17 protein-coding genes are annotated in these 18,863 nt (G+C 74.0%); 4 read left to right on the forward strand and 13 right to left on the reverse strand.

All coding sequences use genetic code 11. The features are described 5' to 3' along the window. Positions 1 to 44: 44 nt before the first annotated feature. From AWW66_RS26465 to AWW66_RS26475, 3 genes are read right to left on the reverse strand one after another with little or no spacing between them, the layout of a single operon-like run. On the reverse strand, positions 45 to 1,121 hold the full coding sequence (locus tag AWW66_RS26465; RefSeq protein ID WP_083978985.1) for a cobalamin B12-binding domain-containing protein: 1,077 nt from the start codon (positions 1,119 to 1,121) through the stop codon (positions 45 to 47). Continuing rightward, complete coding sequence (locus AWW66_RS26470) at positions 1,118 to 2,788, reverse strand: PP2C family protein-serine/threonine phosphatase (RefSeq protein WP_245648502.1); 1,671 nt, start codon at positions 2,786 to 2,788, stop codon at positions 1,118 to 1,120. The genes AWW66_RS26465 and AWW66_RS26470 overlap by 4 nt, the downstream gene beginning before the upstream one ends. Positions 2,789 to 2,845: 57 nt before the next feature. Beyond that, complete coding sequence (locus AWW66_RS26475; RefSeq protein ID WP_083978987.1) at positions 2,846 to 4,177, reverse strand: ROK family protein; 1,332 nt, start codon at positions 4,175 to 4,177, stop codon at positions 2,846 to 2,848. 53 nt (positions 4,178 to 4,230) lie between these two features. On the opposite strand from AWW66_RS26475, the gene xylA reads away from it, so the two are divergent. The 3 genes from xylA (at position 4,231) to AWW66_RS26490 (ending at position 8,859) form a co-directional block, all read left to right on the forward strand. Next, a complete protein-coding gene (gene xylA / locus AWW66_RS26480) occupies positions 4,231 to 5,418 on the forward strand; it encodes a xylose isomerase (protein WP_067371671.1) in 1,188 nt (395 codons plus the stop codon). Between the two features lie 11 nt (positions 5,419 to 5,429). Continuing rightward, complete coding sequence (gene xylB / locus AWW66_RS26485; RefSeq protein ID WP_067371674.1) at positions 5,430 to 6,875, forward strand: xylulokinase; 1,446 nt, start codon at positions 5,430 to 5,432, stop codon at positions 6,873 to 6,875. A 580-nt stretch (positions 6,876 to 7,455) separates the two neighbouring features. Beyond that, a complete protein-coding gene (locus AWW66_RS26490) occupies positions 7,456 to 8,859 on the forward strand; it encodes an MFS transporter (RefSeq protein WP_211272111.1) in 1,404 nt (467 codons plus the stop codon). 62 nt (positions 8,860 to 8,921) lie between these two features. Here AWW66_RS26490 and AWW66_RS26495 read toward each other — a convergent pair whose 3' ends face one another. The 10 genes from AWW66_RS26495 to AWW66_RS26535 form a co-directional block, all read right to left on the reverse strand. Then, complete coding sequence (locus tag AWW66_RS26495) at positions 8,922 to 10,604, reverse strand: glycoside hydrolase family 13 protein (protein ID WP_067371705.1); 1,683 nt, start codon at positions 10,602 to 10,604, stop codon at positions 8,922 to 8,924. Between the two features lie 113 nt (positions 10,605 to 10,717). Continuing rightward, positions 10,718 to 11,767 (reverse strand): LacI family DNA-binding transcriptional regulator, encoded by a 1,050-nt coding sequence (locus AWW66_RS26500; protein WP_067371708.1) that lies wholly within the window; start codon positions 11,765 to 11,767, stop codon positions 10,718 to 10,720. A gap of 66 nt (positions 11,768 to 11,833) precedes the next feature. Further along, a complete protein-coding gene (locus AWW66_RS26505; RefSeq protein ID WP_067371679.1) occupies positions 11,834 to 12,799 on the reverse strand; it encodes a carbohydrate ABC transporter permease in 966 nt (321 codons plus the stop codon). Between the two features lies 1 nt (position 12,800). After that, positions 12,801 to 13,850, reverse strand: a complete 1,050-nt coding sequence (locus AWW66_RS26510) for a carbohydrate ABC transporter permease (protein WP_067371682.1) — start codon at positions 13,848 to 13,850, stop codon at positions 12,801 to 12,803. 71 nt (positions 13,851 to 13,921) lie between these two features. Beyond that, a complete protein-coding gene (locus AWW66_RS26515; RefSeq protein WP_067371685.1) occupies positions 13,922 to 15,265 on the reverse strand; it encodes an ABC transporter substrate-binding protein in 1,344 nt (447 codons plus the stop codon). A 265-nt stretch (positions 15,266 to 15,530) separates the two neighbouring features. Next, entirely contained in the window at positions 15,531 to 16,025 is a 495-nt protein-coding gene (locus tag AWW66_RS26520) for a TspO/MBR family protein (protein ID WP_067371711.1), read from the reverse strand. Between the two features lie 207 nt (positions 16,026 to 16,232). Next, entirely contained in the window at positions 16,233 to 16,376 is a 144-nt protein-coding gene (locus AWW66_RS34625) for a GPGG-motif small membrane protein (RefSeq protein WP_169807178.1), read from the reverse strand. A 42-nt stretch (positions 16,377 to 16,418) separates the two neighbouring features. Next, on the reverse strand, positions 16,419 to 17,144 hold the full coding sequence (locus AWW66_RS26525; RefSeq protein WP_067371689.1) for a metallophosphoesterase family protein: 726 nt from the start codon (positions 17,142 to 17,144) through the stop codon (positions 16,419 to 16,421). A 10-nt stretch (positions 17,145 to 17,154) separates the two neighbouring features. Further along, entirely contained in the window at positions 17,155 to 17,430 is a 276-nt protein-coding gene (locus AWW66_RS26530; protein WP_067371692.1) for a hypothetical protein, read from the reverse strand. Beyond that, positions 17,427 to 18,233: a nucleotidyltransferase family protein gene (locus AWW66_RS26535; RefSeq protein ID WP_342671941.1), complete on the reverse strand. Its 807-nt coding sequence runs from the start codon at positions 18,231 to 18,233 to the stop codon at positions 17,427 to 17,429. Before AWW66_RS26535 ends, AWW66_RS26530 begins: the two co-directional genes overlap by 4 nt. Here AWW66_RS26535 and AWW66_RS26540 point away from each other — a divergent pair. Continuing rightward, on the forward strand, positions 18,169 to 18,863 hold a 695-nt coding region (locus AWW66_RS26540; RefSeq protein WP_083978988.1), incomplete at its 3' end, for a dTMP kinase. The two genes, AWW66_RS26535 and AWW66_RS26540, sit on opposite strands and share 65 nt — an antisense overlap.

Here is an 18,863-nt window from a genome sequence, read left to right on the forward strand (position 1 = left end):
CGTCGGCCCCCGGCCACACCGGCCTCCCGCCGTCGGCCCGGCGGTCATCGGCCCTCGGCCACGGCGGTCCGGGCCAGCCGCAGGTAGTGGCCGGCGCGCGGGTGCTCGGCCAGCAGCGCGGCACACCGCTCCAGCACCGTGTCGAGCACCGCCGGCTGCCCGGACCGGGCGGTCAGCGCCGTCACCTGCCACGTGGCGAAGTCCACCAGCAACTGCGGGTCACCCACCCGGATCGCCGCGGCCAGCGCGTCCAGCAGGTGGGCGACCCCGGTCGCCACGTCGTCCACCCGGTCCTCGGGCGGGTTTAGCGCCCGCAGGGTCAGCTCCACCACCTCCCGGCGGCGGCGCAGCACCGCGACGTACTCGTCACCGTCGGCAGGGGCCGGCGGGTGGCTGCCGCCGTCCGGGTGCCGGTGCCGTTCCAGCAGGTGGGCGGCGTCCCGGGCCGACCCGCCCCAGGCCGCCGCGCCGACCGCCGGGGCCCACCGGCCGTCCGGGCCGAACCCGGGCCCGCCGGCGATCACCGGTACCCCGGCCGACCGGCACGCCTGCACCATCCGGGCGGCCCGGACCAGCCGGTTGGGCTGCACACAGCTCATCAGCACCGCGTCCGGCCCGGTCTGGTGCAGGTACGACACCAGGTGCCGGGCCGGCACGCTGGCCCCGAGGAAGCTCACCCGCCACCCGGCGGCCCGGACCACCTCGGCGACGATCCGGGCCGCCAGCGCGTGCCACTCACCCTCGACGCAGGCCACCACGACGTGACCCCGGTGCCCCGGCGTCCTCGTCCGGGCGGCGACCGCGGTCACCACCAGCTCGCTCACGTGCGTGGCCGCGTGTTCCTGGGCGACGCTCCACCGGCCGGTCAGCCAGCGCCGCCCGACCTCCCGTTGCGCCGCCGCGACGAGGTCCACCAGGACGTCGGCGACCGACCGGCCGGCGTCGACCAGCCCCAGCGCCAGCGCGGTGGCCCCGTGCTGGTCGGCCCGCTCCAGACAGCCGAGGTACGCCTCGACCAGCGCCGGGTCGACCTCGGCGGGCCCCTCGACCGGGGCGGCGGACCCCTCGGGTGGCCCGCCGTCGGTCGCCGCCCGGCCCGGCCCCGGTGTCCCGGCGGTCACCGGGGGGCCGCGCGCAGGGCCAGCATGGCGATGTCGTCGTGGCTCTGCCCGTCCAGCCACTCGTCGACGAGCTGGAGCAGCCGGTCGACCACGGCGGCCGGCGGGAGCCCGGCGCTGGAGGCCAACGCCTGGCGCAGCCGGGCCTCGCCGAACATCTCCCCGTCCCGGGGACCGCCGCGCGCCTCCGTCACCCCGTCGGTGTAGGCGACCAGCAGCTCACCCGGGGCGAGGACGAACTCGGCCTCGGCGAACCGGGCGGTGGTCAGGGCGCCGATCGGCATCCCGCCGACCCGGACCGCTGTGACGGTGCCGTCGGGGCGCAGGACCAGCGGGTCCGGATGGCCGCCCCCGGCGATCCGGACCCGGGTGTCCTCGCCCGGTCCCCGGGTCACCGTGCCCAGCAGCAGGGTGGTGAACTGGCTGCGCCGGGCGGCGTCCGGCGTGTCGAACAGCGCCCGGTTGAGCAGCTCCATCAGCGCCAGCGGTCGCTGCTCGACCAGCCGCAGGGTCTGCAACGACTGGCGGACCCGGCCGGTGAGCACGGCCGCGCCGACGCCCTTGCCGCAGACGTCGCCGAGGGCGATCATCGCGCCGCCCTCGGTCCGGAACACGTCGTAGAAGTCGCCGCCGATGCGCAGGCTGTCCCCGGCCGCCCGGTACCCGCCGGCCAGGGCGAGCCCGGGGACGGTGGGCAGTTCCGGCGGGAGGAGGCTGTGTTGCAGGACCCGGGCCAGGTGGGTCTGCTCCCCGTACAGGTCGGCGGTGGCCAGGGCCGCCCCGGCGCGGGCGGCGAACTCCCGGGCCAGCTCGATCTCGCGGGCGTCGAAGCCGGCCCGGTCGACCCGGCGCAGCAGCACCAGCGCGCCGGCCGGCCCACCGGCCCCGGTCATCGGGCTGACCAGGACGGCGCCCGGCCGGCCGAAGGTGGCGGGCAGCAGCGCGGCCAGGTCGGCCAGCTCCGCGTCCAGCCACGGGCTGGGCTCGCTCACCTCGCCGTCGAGCGCCTCGGCGAGCCCCGGCACCCCGCCCGGGAGCTGCCCCGAGCCGGTACCGCTGGCCGGGGCGGGGTCGCCGTCGGCGTACCGGATCCAGTGCGGCCCGTCGTCGGGGGGCGAGGGCGGGAGGTGGACGACCAGTGCGGCGTCGGCCAGGTACGGCACCGGCAGGGTCACCGCGGTCCGGAGCGTCTGTTCCCGGTGCAGCGAGACGCCGAGCCGGCTGCCGGCCTGGGCGAGGAAGGCGGTGCGGGACCGCTCCGCGAGCAAGGCGTCGGTCCGGGCCTGCTCCTCGGTGACGTCCCGGACGTACCAGGCGTCTCCGCCGCCGGCCAGGCGTCGCCGGGTGCCGCGCAGCCGCCGGCCGTGGTGTTGGGTGTCGAAGGCGTCCACGCCCGCCCGGACGGCCCGGCCCAGCGCCGGGACCGGGCACAGCGCCAGCTCCGCCCCGGCGGCCACCTCGGGGAGCAGGTCGGCGGCCATCGCGTTGACCAGCGTCACCACGCCGGCGGGGTCGGTGGTGACGACCGCCTCGGCGAGTCCGTCCAGCAGTTCCCGGGCGAGCCGCCCGTCGGTCCCGGGCGCGGCGGCCGGGGCCGGCCGGGGCGGCGGACCGGGTACCCGCCCACCGTCGACCGGACCGGCGCGACCGGGCCGTCTGGCCGTGGTCACCGGTCGTCGCCGGACGCCCCGGTCGGCTGGCCGCTGTGCATGCTGGTACCGCTCTCCCTACCGTGGGGGATCGTTGCCTCCCGGCAAGCGTACCGACGTCGCCCTGCTCTCGCCCATCCAGGAAGCGCGCCGGCCGGCCAGCCAGCCGCTCGGGTCGGCGATGATCCGCCGGACCACCGAGCCGGCCGCCCCCACCACCGCCGCCTCCGGCCCGAGCCGCGCCGGGCGGACCGTCACCGGCGCCCACGCGGCGGTGAGCACCCGGCGGCCGATCTCGGTCAGCACCGGCGGGCCCAGCCAGGGGGCGAGCGGGGCGTATCCGCCGCCGAGGACCACGGTGTCCAGGTCCAGCAGGTTGACCACGGCGGCGACCGCCACGCCGAGCGCCGTGCCGGCGTCGTGCAGGGCGCGCAGGGCGGTGGGCTCGTCGGCCTCGGCGAGCGCGGCCAACCGGGTCGCGGCGGTGTCCGCCGGCAGGTCGGCCCAGGTCAGGCCGGCCGCGGTGAGGATGGCCTCCTGCCCGGCGTACTGCTCCAGGCATCCCCGGCCGCCGCACCGGCAGGACGGGCCCTCCGGCTGGATCGGGATGTGGCCGATCTCGCCGCTCCAGCCCCGTGCGCCCCGGAAGAGGGCGCCGTCGAGGACGATCCCGGCACCGATGCCCACCTCGCCGGAGATGTGCAGGAAACTGGCGGTGTCGGAGGAGACGGTGTGCAGTTCCCCCAGGGCGGCCAGGTTCGCCTCGTTCTCGACCACCAGGGGCGGGATCCCGGTGACCGGCTCGACCGGCGGCAGGTGCCGGCGGAGCAGGACGGGGACGTCCACCTCCCGCCAGCCGAGGTTGGGGGCGAGCCGGACCAGCCCGCCGTCCCCGACCAGTCCGGGTACGCCCAGCGCGGCGCCGGCCAGGGTGAGCCCCTGCCGGCGGGCGTCCGCGCGGGCCCGGGTGGCCAGGTCGCCGAGCCGGGCCAGCGCGTCGGCGGGGGAGACCGGGCGTAGGTCGGCCCGGTGCACGGTGTGGTGCCGGACGGTGCCGGCGAGGTCCACCACGCAGGCGGCGAGGTAGTCGACGTTGACCTCCAGCCCGAGACCGGCCGGGCCGTCCCCGGCGAGCACGAGGCCCCGGGCGGGCCGGCCGGCCCCGGTGCGCGGGGCGGGTCCGGCCTCGGTGACCAGCCGGCCGCCGATCAGGTCGTCGACGACCGCCGAGACGGTGGCCCGGGTGAGGCCGGTGCCGGCGGCCAGTTCCGCGCGCGACGGCGGCCGGGCGGCGGCGGCGATCCGGCCGAGGACCACGGCGAGGTTGAGTTCCCGGAGGCTGGCCTGGCGGACCGCGCCGGCCGGACTGCTGGCTCGACTCACCACTTGACACTGCCACAGCGCCGCCAAATAATTCAACCACTGAACAAATAGCCGCCGTCCCATTCCCCCGGAGGTTCAGCATGGCGCCCCGTCCCACCCCCGCCGACAAGTTCTCCTTCGGTCTCTGGACGGTGGGCTGGCAGGCCCGCGACCCGTTCGGCGACGCCACCCGGCCGGAACTGGACCCGGTCGAGGCCGTGCACCGGCTCGCCGAGCTGGGCGCGTACGGGATCACCTTCCACGACGACGACCTGATCCCGTTCGGCGTCGACGCCGCCACCCGTGACCAGCACATCGCCCGCTTCCGCAAGGCCCTCGACGAGACCGGCCTGGTGGTACCCATGGTGACCACCAACCTCTTCACCCACCCGGTGTTCAAGGACGGCGGCTTCACCAGCAACGACCGCGACGTCCGGCGGTACGCGCTGCGCAAGGTGCTGCGCAACGTCGACCTCGCCGCCGAGCTGGGCGCGAAGACCTTCGTCATGTGGGGCGGCCGGGAGGGCTCCGAGTACGACGTCGCCAAGGACATCCGGGCCGCCCTGGAGCGGTACCGCGAGGCCGTCGACCTGCTCACCCAGTACGTCATCGACCGGGGGTACGACCTGCGGTTCGCCATCGAGCCCAAGCCGAACGAGCCGCGCGGCGACATCCTGCTGCCCACCGTCGGGCACGCGCTCGCCTTCATCTCCACCCTGGCCCACCCGGAGCGGGTCGGCCTCAACCCCGAGGTCGGGCACGAGCAGATGGCCGGGCTCAACTACGCCCACGGCATCGCACAGGCGCTCTGGCAGGGCAAGCTGTTCCACCTCGACCTCAACGGCCAGCGGGGCATCAAGTACGACCAGGACCTGGTCTTCGGCCACGGTGACCTGCTCAACGCGTTCGCCCTGGTGGACCTGCTGGAGCACGGCGGCCCCGACGGGGTGCCCGCGTACGACGGGCCCCGGCACTTCGACTACAAGCCGTCGCGGACCGAGGACAGCACCGGCGTGTGGGCCTCGGCCGAGGCGAACATGCGCACGTACCTGCTGCTCAAGGAGCGGGCGGCGGCGTTCCGGGCCGACCCGGAGGTGGCCGAGGCGCTGGCCGCCAGCAAGGTCGCCGACCTGGCCACGCCGACCCTCAACCCGGGCGAGTCCTACGCCGAGCTGCTCGCCGACACCACCGCGTTCGAGACGTTCGACGTCGACCGGGCCGGCGCGCAGGGCTACGGCTTCGTCCGGCTCAACCAGCTCGCCGTCGAGCACCTGCTCGGCGCGCGCTGAGGCCGGTCGCCATGCCGCTCGTCGCCGGGGTGGACTCCTCCACCCAGTCCTGCAAGGTCGTCGTCCGGGACGCGGCGACCGGTGAGCTGGTCCGCCAGGGCCGCGCGCCGCACCCGGACGGCACCGAGGTCGACCCGGCAGCCTGGTGGCAGGCGCTCGGGACGGCCGCCGAGGCCGCCGGTGGGCTGGCCGACGTGGCCGCCGTCGCCGTCGCCGGGCAGCAGCACGGGATGGTCTGCCTCGACGAGGCCGGGGAGGTGGTCCGGCCGGCGCTGCTGTGGAACGACACCCGCTCGGCCGGGGCCGCCGCCGACCTGGTCGCCGAGGCCGGCGCGGGGGAGACCGGCCGCCGGTTCTGGGCCGAGGCGACCGGGTCCGTCCCGGTGGCCAGCTTCACCGTCACCAAGCTGCGCTGGCTGGCCCGGCACGAGCCGGCGGCGGCTGCCCGGGTGGCGGCGGTCTGCCTGCCGCACGACTGGCTGACCTGGCGGCTGGGCGGGGCGGCCGGACTGGCCGCCCTGCGGACCGACCGCAGCGACGCCAGCGGCACCGGCTACTGGTCCACCGCGACCGGCCAGTACCGCCCCGACCTGCTCGAACAGGCCTTCGGGCGGCAGCTCGAACTGCCCGTGGTGCTCGGCCCGGCCGACGTGGCCGGGACGCTCGCCGACACCGTCCTGCCCGGCGGGACACCGCCCGGCGGGGTGCCGCTCGGCCCCGGGGCCGGGGACAACGCCGCCGCCGGGCTCGGCGTCGGCGCCCGCCCCGGTGACGTGGTCGTCTCCATCGGGACCTCCGGCACCGTGTTCAGCGTCGCCGACACCCCGGCCGCCGACCCGGAAGGGACGGTCGCCGGGTTCGCCGACTGCACCGGCCGGTTCCTGCCGCTGGTCTGCACGCTCAACGCGGCCCGGGTGCTCGACGCCGCCGCCGGGCTGCTCCGGGTCACCCTGGACGAGCTGGCCGACCTGGCGCTGGCCGCCCCGCCCGGCGCGGACGGGCTGGTCATGGTCCCCTACCTGGAGGGGGAGCGGACCCCGAACCGGCCGGACGCCACCGGCGCGGTGCACGGGCTGACCCTGCGCACCGCCACCCCGGCGCACCTGGCCCGGGCGGCGGTCGAGGGGATGCTCTGCGCCCTCGCCGACGGGCTCGACGCGCTGCGGGCCCAGGGCGCCCGGGTCGAGCGGGTGCTGCTGGTCGGCGGTGGGGCCCGGTCGGCGGCGGTCCGCCGGATCGCGCCGCAGGTCTTCGGCTGCCCGGTGGTCGTCCCCCCGCCCGGGGAGTACGTCGCCGACGGGGCCGCCCGCCAGGCCGCCTGGGTCGCCCTCGGCGGGGCGGCGGCACCGGACTGGCCGCTGGCCGGCACCGAGGAGTACGCCGCCGACCCGGTCCCGGCCATCCGTGACCGGTACGCCGACGCCCGCGAGCAGGTCGTCGACCGCCTCCCCAGCTGACCCCGGCCCCACCGCGACCGCGACCACGGGGCCGGGTCGCGGTCCGGCCGGACCAGGTCGGTCCTCCTGGACCCGGACCGGGAGCCCAAGCCCTGGGCTCCCGGTCCGGGTCACCGCGCTGGGCCACCGCCTGGCCGTGGTCGCGGGCCGGCGCGGCTGCCTGGTCGCGGGGGCCAGGTCGTGGGGCGGGATCGCGGGCCAGGATCGCGGGCCAGGATCGCGGGCCAGGGCCGCAGCCGGGGTCGCCCGGCGCGCCGATTTCCGGGAGACTGCCGGCCCCGGCTGCCCGGCTGGTTGTTCCGGCCGTCCTTTCGAGCTGCCCCGCCCGGAGGACCAGCCCTCGTCGGTGGGGTGCGGCACCAGGGCGGGTCGGGCGGGTGCGACGATGCCCGGGGCGGGGTGGGCGTGCCGCCTGGCGGTGCTCCGTGTCCGGTGCCCCGTTCGTGGGGGCAGCTCGACAGGTCGCGCGAAGCATCTCCTGTCCCGGCGGCTCCCCGTCTCGGGCGGCTCCCCGTTGCCGGCGGCTGAGGCGGGGGCGGCCGTGGACAGCGGGTCGGACCGGTCGGGATGGGGGACGCGGGTGCTCAGGGCGTGGGGTGGGAATTCGGCGCACCGGCTCTACAGCGTCGTGGTCTTCGTGCTGCTCGCCTCGCTGGACAACGTGGCGATCGGCCTGGTGCCGCCGCTGTACGGGCCGATCGCCGGCTCCCTCGACGTACCCCAGCGGATGATCGGGCTGGTCACCGCCGCGAGCTTCCTGGTCAGCGCCGTGGCCGCGGTGGCCTGGGCCTACGTCGGGGACCGGACCAACCGCAAGCCGCTGCTGATGGTCGGCACCCTGCTCTGGGCGGCCGGCACCGCCGGCAGCGGGCTGGCCGGCGGCTACGCCACCTTCCTCGCCGCCCAACTGCTCGCGGCGGTCGGGCTCGGCGCGGTCGGCTCGGTCGGGTTCTCGGTGGTCACCGACCTGATCTCGCCCCGGCGGCGGGGGCTGGTGATGAGCTTCTGGGGCCTGTCGCAGGGGGTCGGCACGCTGGCCGGGACGCTCACCGGCGGGCTGCTCGGCGCGACCGACTGGCGGCGGCCGTTCCTGCTGCTGAGCGTGGTCGGGCTGGTCGCCACGGTGGCGTACCTGTTCACCTACGACGTCCGGCGCGGGCAGAGTGAGCCGGAACTGGTCGACGCGCTCGCCGCCGGGGCCGACTACGACTACCGGATCAGCCGCGCCGACCTGCCCCGGATCCTCGACCGCCGGACCAACCGGTGGCTGATCCTGCAGGGGCTGACCGCGCAGGCCGCCTTCGGGTCGCTGGTTTGGCTGCCGGTGCTCTTCGCCGAGCGGGCCGAGCAGCAGGGGTACTCGGCGGCCACGGCGGTGGTGGTGGGCAGCGTCTTCGCCACCCTGTTCCAGCTCGGCGGGGTGTTCTCGATCGTGGGCGGGCTGGCCGGCGACGCGCTGCAACGGCGTACCCCCCGGGGGCGGGCGCTGGTCGCGGCGGTCGGCATCCTCGCGGCCGTCCCGTTCTACGTGGTGCTCTTCTTCGTGCCGATCAGCATCGACGTGCCCGACGGCGCCGGCACCGGCGCGGTGGTCGGGGCGGTGCTGTCCAGCGTCGTCACCGAGCCGACGGTCGGGCTGAGCCTGCTCACCGCCGTCTTCGCCCTCGCCCTGACCTCGGCGAACTCACCGAACTGGTTCGCCCTGATCGCCGACGTCAACCCACCCGAGCACCGGGGCACCGTGTACAGCCTCGGCAACCTGGTCAACGGGGTCGGCCGGGCGGCCGGCAACGGCCTGGTCGGGGTGGTCTTCCACGGGCTGCGGGCGGCCTTCCCGCCGCCGCTGAACTACGCGGTCGGGCTGGCCGCGTTCCAGCTCTTCTTCGTGCCCACCGGGATCATGTACTGGCTGGCCTCCCGGACCTCCCCGCGCGACATCGACACCGTGCACACCCTCCTGCACGACCGCGCCAACCGCCTGTAGCGGGTGTAAGGAGGGGCCCCTTGTTAACAGACGCCTGTTAACAAGGGGCCCCTCCTTACACCTCAGCGGTACCAGACGGTGGCGTCGGTGGGGACCCGCCCGGCGTCGTCGAGCGGGGCGCTGGCCTGCACGACCTGCGCCCCGGCCGGCAGCGGCACCGGGTCCGGGCCGAAGTTGGTCAGCACGGTCAGCCCGCCGTTGGTGAAGCTGAGCACCGTGTCCGGGGACTCCTGCCAGCGCAGGGTGCCCCGGCCCAGGCCGTGTTCCCGGCGCAGCCGCAGCGCGCCCCGGTACAGCTCGTACGTCGAGCCGGGCACCCCGCGCTGCCGGTCCAGGGCGTACTCGGCCCAGGACGGCGGCTGGGGCAGCCAACTCGCGTCGGTCGGGCCGAAGCCGTACGACGGGGCGTCGGCCTCCCACGGGATCGGCACCCGGCAGCCGTCCCGGCCCCGGTGCGCGCCCCCGGTCCGGCGGAAGGTCGGGTCCTGCCGGACCTCGTCGGGGAGCGTGGTGTGCTCCGGCAGGCCCAACTCCTCACCCTGGTACAGGTACGCGGAGCCGGGCAGGGCGAGCATCAGCAGGGTGGCCGCGCGGGCCCGGCGCAGCCCGACGGCGGCGTCCGGCTGCGGGTCGCCGATGCCGATGCCGTTCGGGCGCGGGGTGCCGATCGGCAGCCCCAGCCGGGAGGCGTGCCGGACCACGTCGTGGTTCGACAGCACCCAGGTGGTCGGGGCGCCGACCGCGTCGGTGGCCTCCAACGACCGGGTGATCACCGCGTACTGGGCCGGCGCGGTCCAGGCCGCCAGCAGGTACTCGAAGTTGAACGCCTGGTGCATCTCGTCGGGGCGGACGTACCGGGCCAGCCGCTCGGCGGGCTCCACCCAGGCCTCGGCGACCAGGATCCGCCCGTCCTCGGCGGACGAGCCGTACGAGTCGAGGACCTGCCGCCACTGGCGGTAGATGTCGTGCACCCCGTCCTGGTCCCACATCGGCGGGCGCGGCTTGTCCACCTCCTGCCCGGAGAGGATCTCCTGCGGCTCCTGCCAGTCGGCCAGGTCGGCCTGCTTGATCAGGCCGTGCGCCACGTCCACCCGGAACCCGTCCACGCCCCGGTCCAGCCAGAACCGCAGGACGTCCACGAACTCCGCCCGGACCTCCGGGTTGTCCCAGTTCAGGTCGGGCTGGGCGGAGTCGAACAGGTGCAGGTACCACTGGCCGGGCCGGCCGTCGGGCTCGGTGACCCGGCTCCACGCCGGCCCGCCGAAGACGCTCTGCCAGTCGTTCGGCGGCTCGGCGCCGTCCGGGCCGCGCCCGTCGCGGAAGACGTACCGCTGCCGCGCGGCGCTGCCCGGCGCGGCGGCCAGCGCCTCGGTGAACCAGACGTGGGCCGACGAGGTGTGGTTGGGTACCAGGTCGACGATGACCCGCAGGCCTCGTGCCTTCGCCTCGGCGATCAGCCGGTCCGCGTCGGAGAGCGTCCCGAACAGCGGCTCCACGCCCCGGTAGTCGGCCACGTCGTAGCCGGCGTCGGCCTGCGGGGAGGGGTAGAACGGCGACAGCCAGATCGCGTCGACGCCGAGGTCGGCCAGGTGGTCGAGGCGGGCGGTGATGCCGGGCAGGTCGCCGACGCCGTCACCGTCGGCGTCGGCAAAGGACCGGGGATAGATCTGGTAGATGACGGCTTCGGTCCACCAGCCGGGGGTGGCCCCGCCGGTGGCTTCCTGGTGGGTCGCGTTGGTGTTCAGGGCGTTCTCCCGTGTGTCGAGACGTCCGGTCGCCCGTTCATTGTGCCCAGCACGCCGCCCGCGCAAGCCCGGTCGGCCGGCCCGCCGGCGCAGGCCCGCCCGCGCAGGCCCGGTCAGTCGGCGCGGGGCGGGGCGGTGGAGTCGCGGACCACCAAGCGGGTGGGGAAGAACACCGGCGCGCCGGCCCGGTCGCCGCCGGTGGCGCCGGTCGGGCGGGCGGCGAGCGCCCCGCCGACCGGGTCGAGCAGGATCCGGGCGGCCAGGCTGCCCTGCTCCGCCGCAGGCTGGGCGATGGTGGTGAGCCCGAGCACCGCGGCTAGGTCGTGGTCGTCGATGCCGATCACGCTGACGTCCTGCGGTACCCGTAGGCCGGCGTCGCGCAGCGCGCTGAGCGCCCCCATCGCCATCTCGTCGCAGGCGGCGAAGATCGCGGTCGGCGGGTCGCCCCGGCGCAGCAGCTCCTCGGTCGCCCGGGTGCCGCCGTCGATGGTGAACTCCGACTCCACGTCCAGGCTCGGGTCCGGCTCCAGCCCGGCCGCGCGCAGCGCCTCCTGGTAGCCCTGCCGCCGGTCGAGGTGGGTGGTGAAGGCCAGTTCGTCGTCGGGGTCGCCGGAGATGTGCGCGATCCGGCGGTGGCCCAGGTCGAGCAGGTGCCGGGTGGCGGTCCGCGCGGCGGCCACGTCGTCGATGCGCACGCAGGGCCACCGGGGTACGACGCTGCCGGAGCTGATGGTGACGCCGGGCAGGCCCAGCTCGGCCAGGGCGGTCAGCTCGGTGGCGCGCAGCGGGGTGGCGACCAGGATGATCCCGTCTGCGCGCTGGTGCAGGTTCGCCGTCCGCAGCACCCGCTGCCGGATCTGCTCCCGGCCGCCGAGGTTGTACAGCAGCAGGTCGTACCCGCCGTCGTGGAGGAACTCCTCGACCGCCTCGACCACGGTGCTGAAGAACCACCGGGTGATCCGGGGCACCACCACCGCCACCGTCCCGGTCCGCCCGCCGGCCAGCCGGGAGGCGCTCGGCGAGACGGCGTACTGGAGCTGCTCGGCGGCGGCGAGCACCCGACGACGGGTGGCCGCCGAGACGGTCGGCAGGCCGCGCAGCGCCCGGGAGACGGTGGCCGTGGAGACCCCGGCCAGTCGGGCGACATCATCGATCCTCGTCACGTACACCCCGCTCCGTCACCGCCTCCGCCGCCACCCGGTGCCGGGCGGCGGCGGAGAGCGGTCGGGTCAACCCTTCACGCTGCCCGCGAGCAGGCCCCGGACGAAGTAGCGCTGGAGGGAGAGGAAGACGATCAGCGGTACGACGATCGAGACGAACGCGCCCGCCGTCAACCGTTGCCACTCGTTGCCCCGGGTACCGGCCATCTCGGCCAGCCGTACGGTCAGCGGGGCGACCTCGCTGCCGCCGCCAGCGAAGATCAGCGCGACCAGCAGGTCGTTCCAGACCCAGAGGAACTGGAAGATGCCGAACGCGGCCAGCGCCGGGGTGATCAGCGGCAGCACGATGCTGCGGAAGATCTTCGGGTGGGTGGCGCCGTCCACCCGGGCCGCCTCCATCAGGTCCTTCGGCAACTGCGAGACGAAGTTGTGCAGCAGGAAGACCGCCAGCGGCAGCGCGAAGCAGGTGTGCGCGAACCACACCTGGATGAACCGCTCCTCGCCGGCGAGGTCCCACGGCGGCATCAGCGTCACCCCACCGAGGCTCACCCCCCGGGAGAAGAAGCTCAGCAGCGGTACCAGCGCCATCTGCAACGGCACGATCTGGAGCGCGAAGATGCCGATGTAGAGCCAGTCCCGGCCCCGGAAGTTGATCCAGGCCAGCGCGTACGCCGCCATCGCCGCGAAGGCGAGCGGGAAGAGCACCGACGGCAGGGTGATCACCAGCGAGTTGATGAAGTACCCGGCGAGCTGCCCGGAGGAGGCCCCCCGGCCGAAGAGCACCTGCTGGTAGTTCTCCAGGGTGAACTGCGGGTCGCGGAAGAACGTCCACCAGCCGGTGGTCTTGAGCTGCTCCTCGGGCCGGAACGAGGAGACGAAGAGCCCGAAGGTGGGGATGGTCCAGACCACCGCGATGACGATCGAGGCGACCGTCGCGGTACGGCTGGTCAGCCGCTTGCGGACCCGGCCGGCCGTGGTGGTCGGGGTGCCGCCGCGTGCGGCGCCGGTGGCGAGCGGGGGAGTCGTGGTGGTCATGTCAGCCCTCCCGCTGCTGGCGCAGGTTACGGATCTGGTAGATCACGATCGGGATCACCAGGACGAAGAGCACGACCGCCAGCGCCGAGCCCTGCCCGTTCTCGCCGTAGCGGAACGCCTGGTTGTACATCTCGTTGGCGACCACGCTGGTGTCGTAGTTGCCGTTGGTGGTGGTCCGGACGATGTCGAAGACCTTGAGGGTGGCGATCGAGATGGTCACCACCACGACGATCATCGCGGGCTTGATGCTCGGCAGCGTGATCTGCCAGAACATCTGCCACGGGGTGACCCCGTCCAGCCGGGCGGCCTCGACGATGTCCGCCGGGATGGCCTTGATCGCGGCCGACAGCACCACCATCGCGAACCCGGCCTGGATCCACACCATGATCACGATCAGCAGCAGGGTGTTCAGCGGCGGGTCCTGCAACCACTGCCGGGGTTCACCGCCGAGGGCGACCACCATCTGGTTGAGCAGGCCGATCTGCTCCTGCTCGGCGCCCCGGTAGGCGTAGACGAACCGCCAGATGATGCTGGCGCCGACGAACGAGATCGCCATCGGCATGAAGATCAGCGACTTGGCCAGCGCCTCGAACCGGACCCGGTCCACCATCACCGCGTAGAGCAGGCCGATCGTGGTGGCCACCAGCGGCACCAGGATGACCCAGGTCAGCGTGTTGGTCAGCACCCGGACGATGGAGTCCTCGCTGAACATCCAGCCGTAGTTGCGCAGCCCGACGAAGTTCTGGCTGTCGCCGTCCATGAAGGACAGGAGGGTGGTCCGGATCGCCGGCACCACCAGCCCGATCAGCAGCATCAGCACGGCCGGCAGCAGGAAGAACAGCGCGAAGATCCCCTCCCGCTGCGGGTACCGTCCGGGCGGTGGGGCGCCGCTGGCGGAGGCCGCCACCAGTCGCGCCTCCCGCCGCCGGGCGAACCAGGCCGGTACCACGTCGAGCAGCACCAGCATGCCGCCGACCACGACGACGAACGCCACCAGGCCGTAGAGCAGCATCAACAACTTGCCTTGTTGTTCGACGACGTCGAACTCCATCCGTCCCTCCCCGGGTCACGGCCGCGACCGGTGGTCCGGTCCGCGGTGACGGGCCGGACCACCGGGTCAGATCACTGCGGCCAGCTGCTCTCGATGCCGGAGAGGACACTGGCGGTGTCCTTGCCGTTCAGCCACTCGATCATGCCCTTCCAGAAGGTTCCGGTGCCCACGGCGGCCGGCATCAGGTCGGAGCCGTCGAAGCGGAACACGGTGTTGCTGTCCTGGAGGAGCTGGACGGAGAGCTTGTCCACCGGGTTGGGGACGTTCGCGAGGTCCAGCTTGTTGTTCGCGGAGACCCAGTCGCCGATCTTGGCCCGGCTGTTGGCGTACTCGCCGGAGGCGAGGTACGTCTGCACGGCCTGCACCTCGGGACGGTCGGTGAAGGCGACGGTGAACTCGCCGCCGCCCAGCACCGGCTTGCCCTTGCTCGGGTCGATCGCCGGCAGGTAGAAGGCGAAGACGTCGCCGTCCTCGGCCACCTTGGTGCCCTCGGGCCAGTTGTTGGCGTAGAAGGACGCCTGGCGGTGCAGGGCGCAGTCGCCCTGCGTGATCGGCAGGCCAGCCTCCTGGAAGGCGGTGGTGGTGATGCTCCGGACCCCGCCGAAGCCGCCGTTGACGTACTTCTCGTTCTTGAGGATCTGCCCGGCGCGGTCGACCGCCTCGGCCACCCGCGGGTCGTTGAACGGGATGGCGTGGGTGGTCCACTGGTCGTAGATCTCGGGGGTCTGGGTGCGCAGCATCAGGTCTTCGATCCAGTCGGTGGCCGGCCACCCGGTGCCCTCACCGGACTCGACCCCGACGCACCACGGCTTGGTGCCGCTGGCGGCGATGGTGTCGCTGAGCTTGATCAGGTCGTCCCAGGTCTCCGGGATCGTCCAGCCCTTCTCCTGGAAGGTCTTGGGCGAGTACCAGACGAAGGACTTGACGTTCGAGCCCAGCGGCGCGCCGTAGAAGGTGCCGTCGACGGTGCTGTACTTCAGCCAGTCGGCCGAGTAGTTCTGCTCGGCCATCGCCTTGGTCTCGGCGCTGGCGGGCTTCAGCTTGCCGCCGGTGGCGAACCGCTGGACCAGGCCCGGCTGCGGAACGAACGCCAGGTCGGGAGCGTTGCCGCCGTCGACGCGGACGTTGAGCTGCGCCTCGAACTCACCGCTGCCCTCGTGGTCGATCTCGATGCCGGTGCAGTCGCTGAACTCCTTCCAGGACTCGTCGAGGCGGTCGGCCTCGATCTCCCGGATCGAGGAGTAGATGGTCACCGTCTTGCCGTCGTGACCCTCGTACTTCTCGTAGGCGGAGCAGTCCCCCGAGCCCGCGTTGTTCTCGCTGCTGTCGCCGCTGCCGCAGGCGGTGGCGCTGAGCGCCAGCCCGAGCACGCCGGCGATCGCGAGGGCCTGGCGTGGTCTGGCAAAGACCGCCATGCCGTCCTCCTTCCTAGCCGGCGCGGTCGCGAAGGGCAGCGCCGGTCCCGATGGGCGTGCCAACATGTAAGCGCTTTCATCTATCGGGGTCCACCCCTGACCGGACACGACCGAGTAACAATCCGGAAACCGGAGGATCACCTGGTGGGCGCGCTCCCACCAGCGTCGTCGGGTGCCTCCGCAGGGTGATCGGGAGCGCGGAAAAAGCCGCCCGGAACGCGGTTCGGCCCCGGTCGACGACGACCGGGGCCGAACGACAGTCCGCTCACATGGTGAGCTGCCAGATCGAGAAGTTGAGCGCGGCGGCGAAGGTGACCCAGGCCCAGTAGGGGAGCATCAACAGCGCCGCCGGTCGGGAGACCGGCCGGAAGAGGGCGACCGTGACCCCGATCGCCAGCCACAGCACGACGATCTCGGCGAACGCCAGCCCGTACTGACCGGCGCCGAAGAAGAGCGGGGTCCAGACGGCGTTCAGCACCAGTTGGGCGAGCCAGGCGTACACCGCCGGGCCGAAGCCCGCCCGGCGCCAGACCAGCCAGCCGGCGACCGCGATCGTCGCGTACAGCACCGTCCAGACCGGCCCGAACAGCCAGGACGGCGGGGCCCAGGCGGGCTGTGGGAGGTTGCCGTACTCGGTGGCGGCCCCGCCGGTGCCCAGCCCGCCGACGACCGCCGCGACGGCCACGGCGGCGCCGAAGCCCAGCAGGGCCCACCAGGTGCGTGCGCCGGCGTCGCGCCGGACGCCCTCGGACATAGCCATGTCGATGACGATGCCCGGCGCCGGCCGGAACAAACCACGCCGGGCCGCCCCTGGTGCCGGGGGCGGGTCCGCTCGTGGTCGGCGGGCCCGGCGGGCGGGCCCGGAGCAGAACGCCGGGGGCGCCGGGACCGGGGACTCCTGTCGGGAGGACGGAGTTCCGGTTCCGACGACCCCGGCGGGTCGAAGGGTTCTCGACGGTCGACGGCGTCAACTGAAGATGCTGACGCCGCCCGGGCCCACCAACAGCCCGATCACGATGAGGACGATGCCCCACAGGATCTGCCGGCGGAACAGCGCCAGCACACCCGCTACCACCAGGACAACTGCGAGAATCCAGAGAATGAGGTCCATGAACGCTGAATACCCGGACGGGTGATTTCGGAAACCCGGTCGTCAGTCGACCTGGTCACCCAGTTCGAACACGCTGTACGCCTGCTTGATGACCGGATGCGCGACGTTGCGAACCCGGACGCCGCCCGGGGTGGTGCCCCGCTCGGAGCCGTGGTGCGCGTGCCCGTGCAGGGCCAACGCGGTCGGCGCCGAGTCGATCGCCTGACCGAGCTGGTACGACCCGAGGAACGGGTAGATCTCCAGCGGCTCGCCGGCCAGGGTGTCCGGCACGGGGGAGTAGTGGGTCAACGCCACCAGCAGGTCGCAGTCCAACCCGCGCAGGGCCGCGCCGAGCGCGTCGGCGCTCTCCGTGGTGGTCTTGACGAACGCCTTCATCTCCGGCTCGCCGAAGTCGCTGGCGCACCGCCCGGCGAAGCCGCCGCCGAAGCCCTTCACCCCGGCGATCCCGAGCCGGCCGCCGGTGCACTCCAGCACCACGCCGTCGCCCTCCAGGACGGTGATCCCGGCGTCCTCCAGCACCTTCACCACCCGGGGCACCTGGTCGCACTGGTACTCGTGGTTGCCGAGCACGGTCACCACCGGTACGCCCAGCCCGCCGAACTCCCGCGCCACGCAGCGCGCCTCGGACTCGGTGCCGTGCCGGGTCAGGTCCCCGGCCAGCAGCAGCGCCTCGGCGTGCTGCGGCAACTCGTCCAGGGCGGGCCGGAACCGGCCCACCACGTCCTCGTCCATGTGCACGTCGCCGACGGCGGCGATCCGGATCACCATGACACCTCCCTCACGGCAACTGCTCCACGTCCGTGGGCGCCTGCGCCCGGATCACCCCGATGTCGGTGCTGACCGGCACGTCCGGGAAGCGCTCGCTGACCCGCCGCAGGATCTCCGCGCGCCGGTGCGCGCTCTCCACCTCGCCGTACAGGACGAGGCCGCGTTCGGTCCAGACCACGCTGATGCCCTGCTCGGCGACGGCCGGATCCTCGGCGAGCAGCCGGTGGATCTCCGCCTCGACGTACTCGTCGGGTGGCCCGGTGCCGCTGTCGTGATGCTCGGTCACGGTGCTTCCTTCCCTCCCGGTGGGCCGCCGTACGGCACCACGTCCAGCCGGTCGAGCAGCACCAGGAACGCCTCGGCGTACGGCGAGTGCTGCGTCTCCTTCCGTACCCGTTCCCAGTCGATCTGCTCCCGCAGCGACCGGGCCAGCGGCAGTCCGCGGGCGAAGTCGCAGTAGTGCTGGGAGAAGCTCAGCAGCTTGTGCACCATCAACTGGGTGGCCGACAGCACCGGCATGTGGATCGCGTCGACCGGCCGGACCACCGTGTCGCTGAACGTCTCCTCGGTCACCGGGGTCTCGATCGGCCGGTGGATCAGGTCCACCATCCGGTCGCCGTCGAAGACCTTGACCAGCCAGTCCTCCGGCGGGCGCTCGGTGCGGAAGCCCGCCGTGTCCAGCTCGGCCAGGGCCCGGTCGACGTCCTCGCCCCGGATCAGGAAGTCCACGTCGTGGTCGCTGGAGTGCCCGCCGTGGGCGTACACGGCGAAGCTGCCGCCGAGCGCGAACGGAATCTCGGACTGCTTGAGCACGGCGGCGACCTTCTTCAGGGTGTGTACCAGCGTCTCGTCCCCGCGCTCCGCCATCTGCGCCTCCCGTCGTGCCCACTCGGACCGGTCGTTCGATTGCCGGTTGCGTACCCGGCATTCCGGTTGTCCACACCTGCCGCCGGCGCGTTCGGTGACGCCGGGCCACAAAACCGGCATCCGGGCGGACGGGCGCGCGTCGGATAGCCTGTGGAAGGTGTCCAGATCACGACGGGCGCGGCGCGGCAGGGCCCGATTGCGCGCCGTCGCCCTGATCGGCATCGACGGATCGGGCAAGACCACCCAGGCGTACCGACTGGCCGAGGCGCTCACCGCCGCCGGCCGTCCCGCCACCTACCACCGCAACGCGGGCGGTCGCCGCTGGCTCGGCCGGCTGGCGCACCGGGTCGGCCGCGCGGACGCCCAACGCCTCGTCGGCCGCAGCGGGTTGCTCGTCGTGGAGTCGGCGCTGCGCTGGCTGGCCATCGCGACGGCCCTGGTGAGCTGCCTGCTCACCGGCCGGACGGCGGTGATGGACCGGTACACCGCCTGCCAGTACGTGAGCATCCGGGCACACGGTGGCCAGCGGTGGGAACGCCTGGCCCGGGTCGGGTACCGGCTCTTCCCGCCGCCGCAGGTCACCTTCCTGCTCGCCCTCGACCCGGCCGAGGCGTACCGCCGGATCGAGGAGCGCGGCACCGACCACGAGACGATGGACTACCTGACCGCCGCCGACGCCGCGTACCGGGCGCTGCCGGAGGCCGCGACCTTCGTGGTGGTGGACGCGGGACGGCCGATGGACGAGGTGACCCGGCAGATCCAGGCGTACCTCGACGGGTGGCTGCCCGCCGCGAGCGTCCCGGCGGCGGCCGGCGCGGTCGCGGTCGTGCCCGCCGAGCCGGCCCCGCCCGG

The organism is Micromonospora rosaria (assembly GCF_001567585.1).
In the GTDB taxonomy this organism is placed as follows: Bacteria; Actinomycetota; Actinomycetes; order Mycobacteriales; family Micromonosporaceae; genus Micromonospora; species Micromonospora rosaria.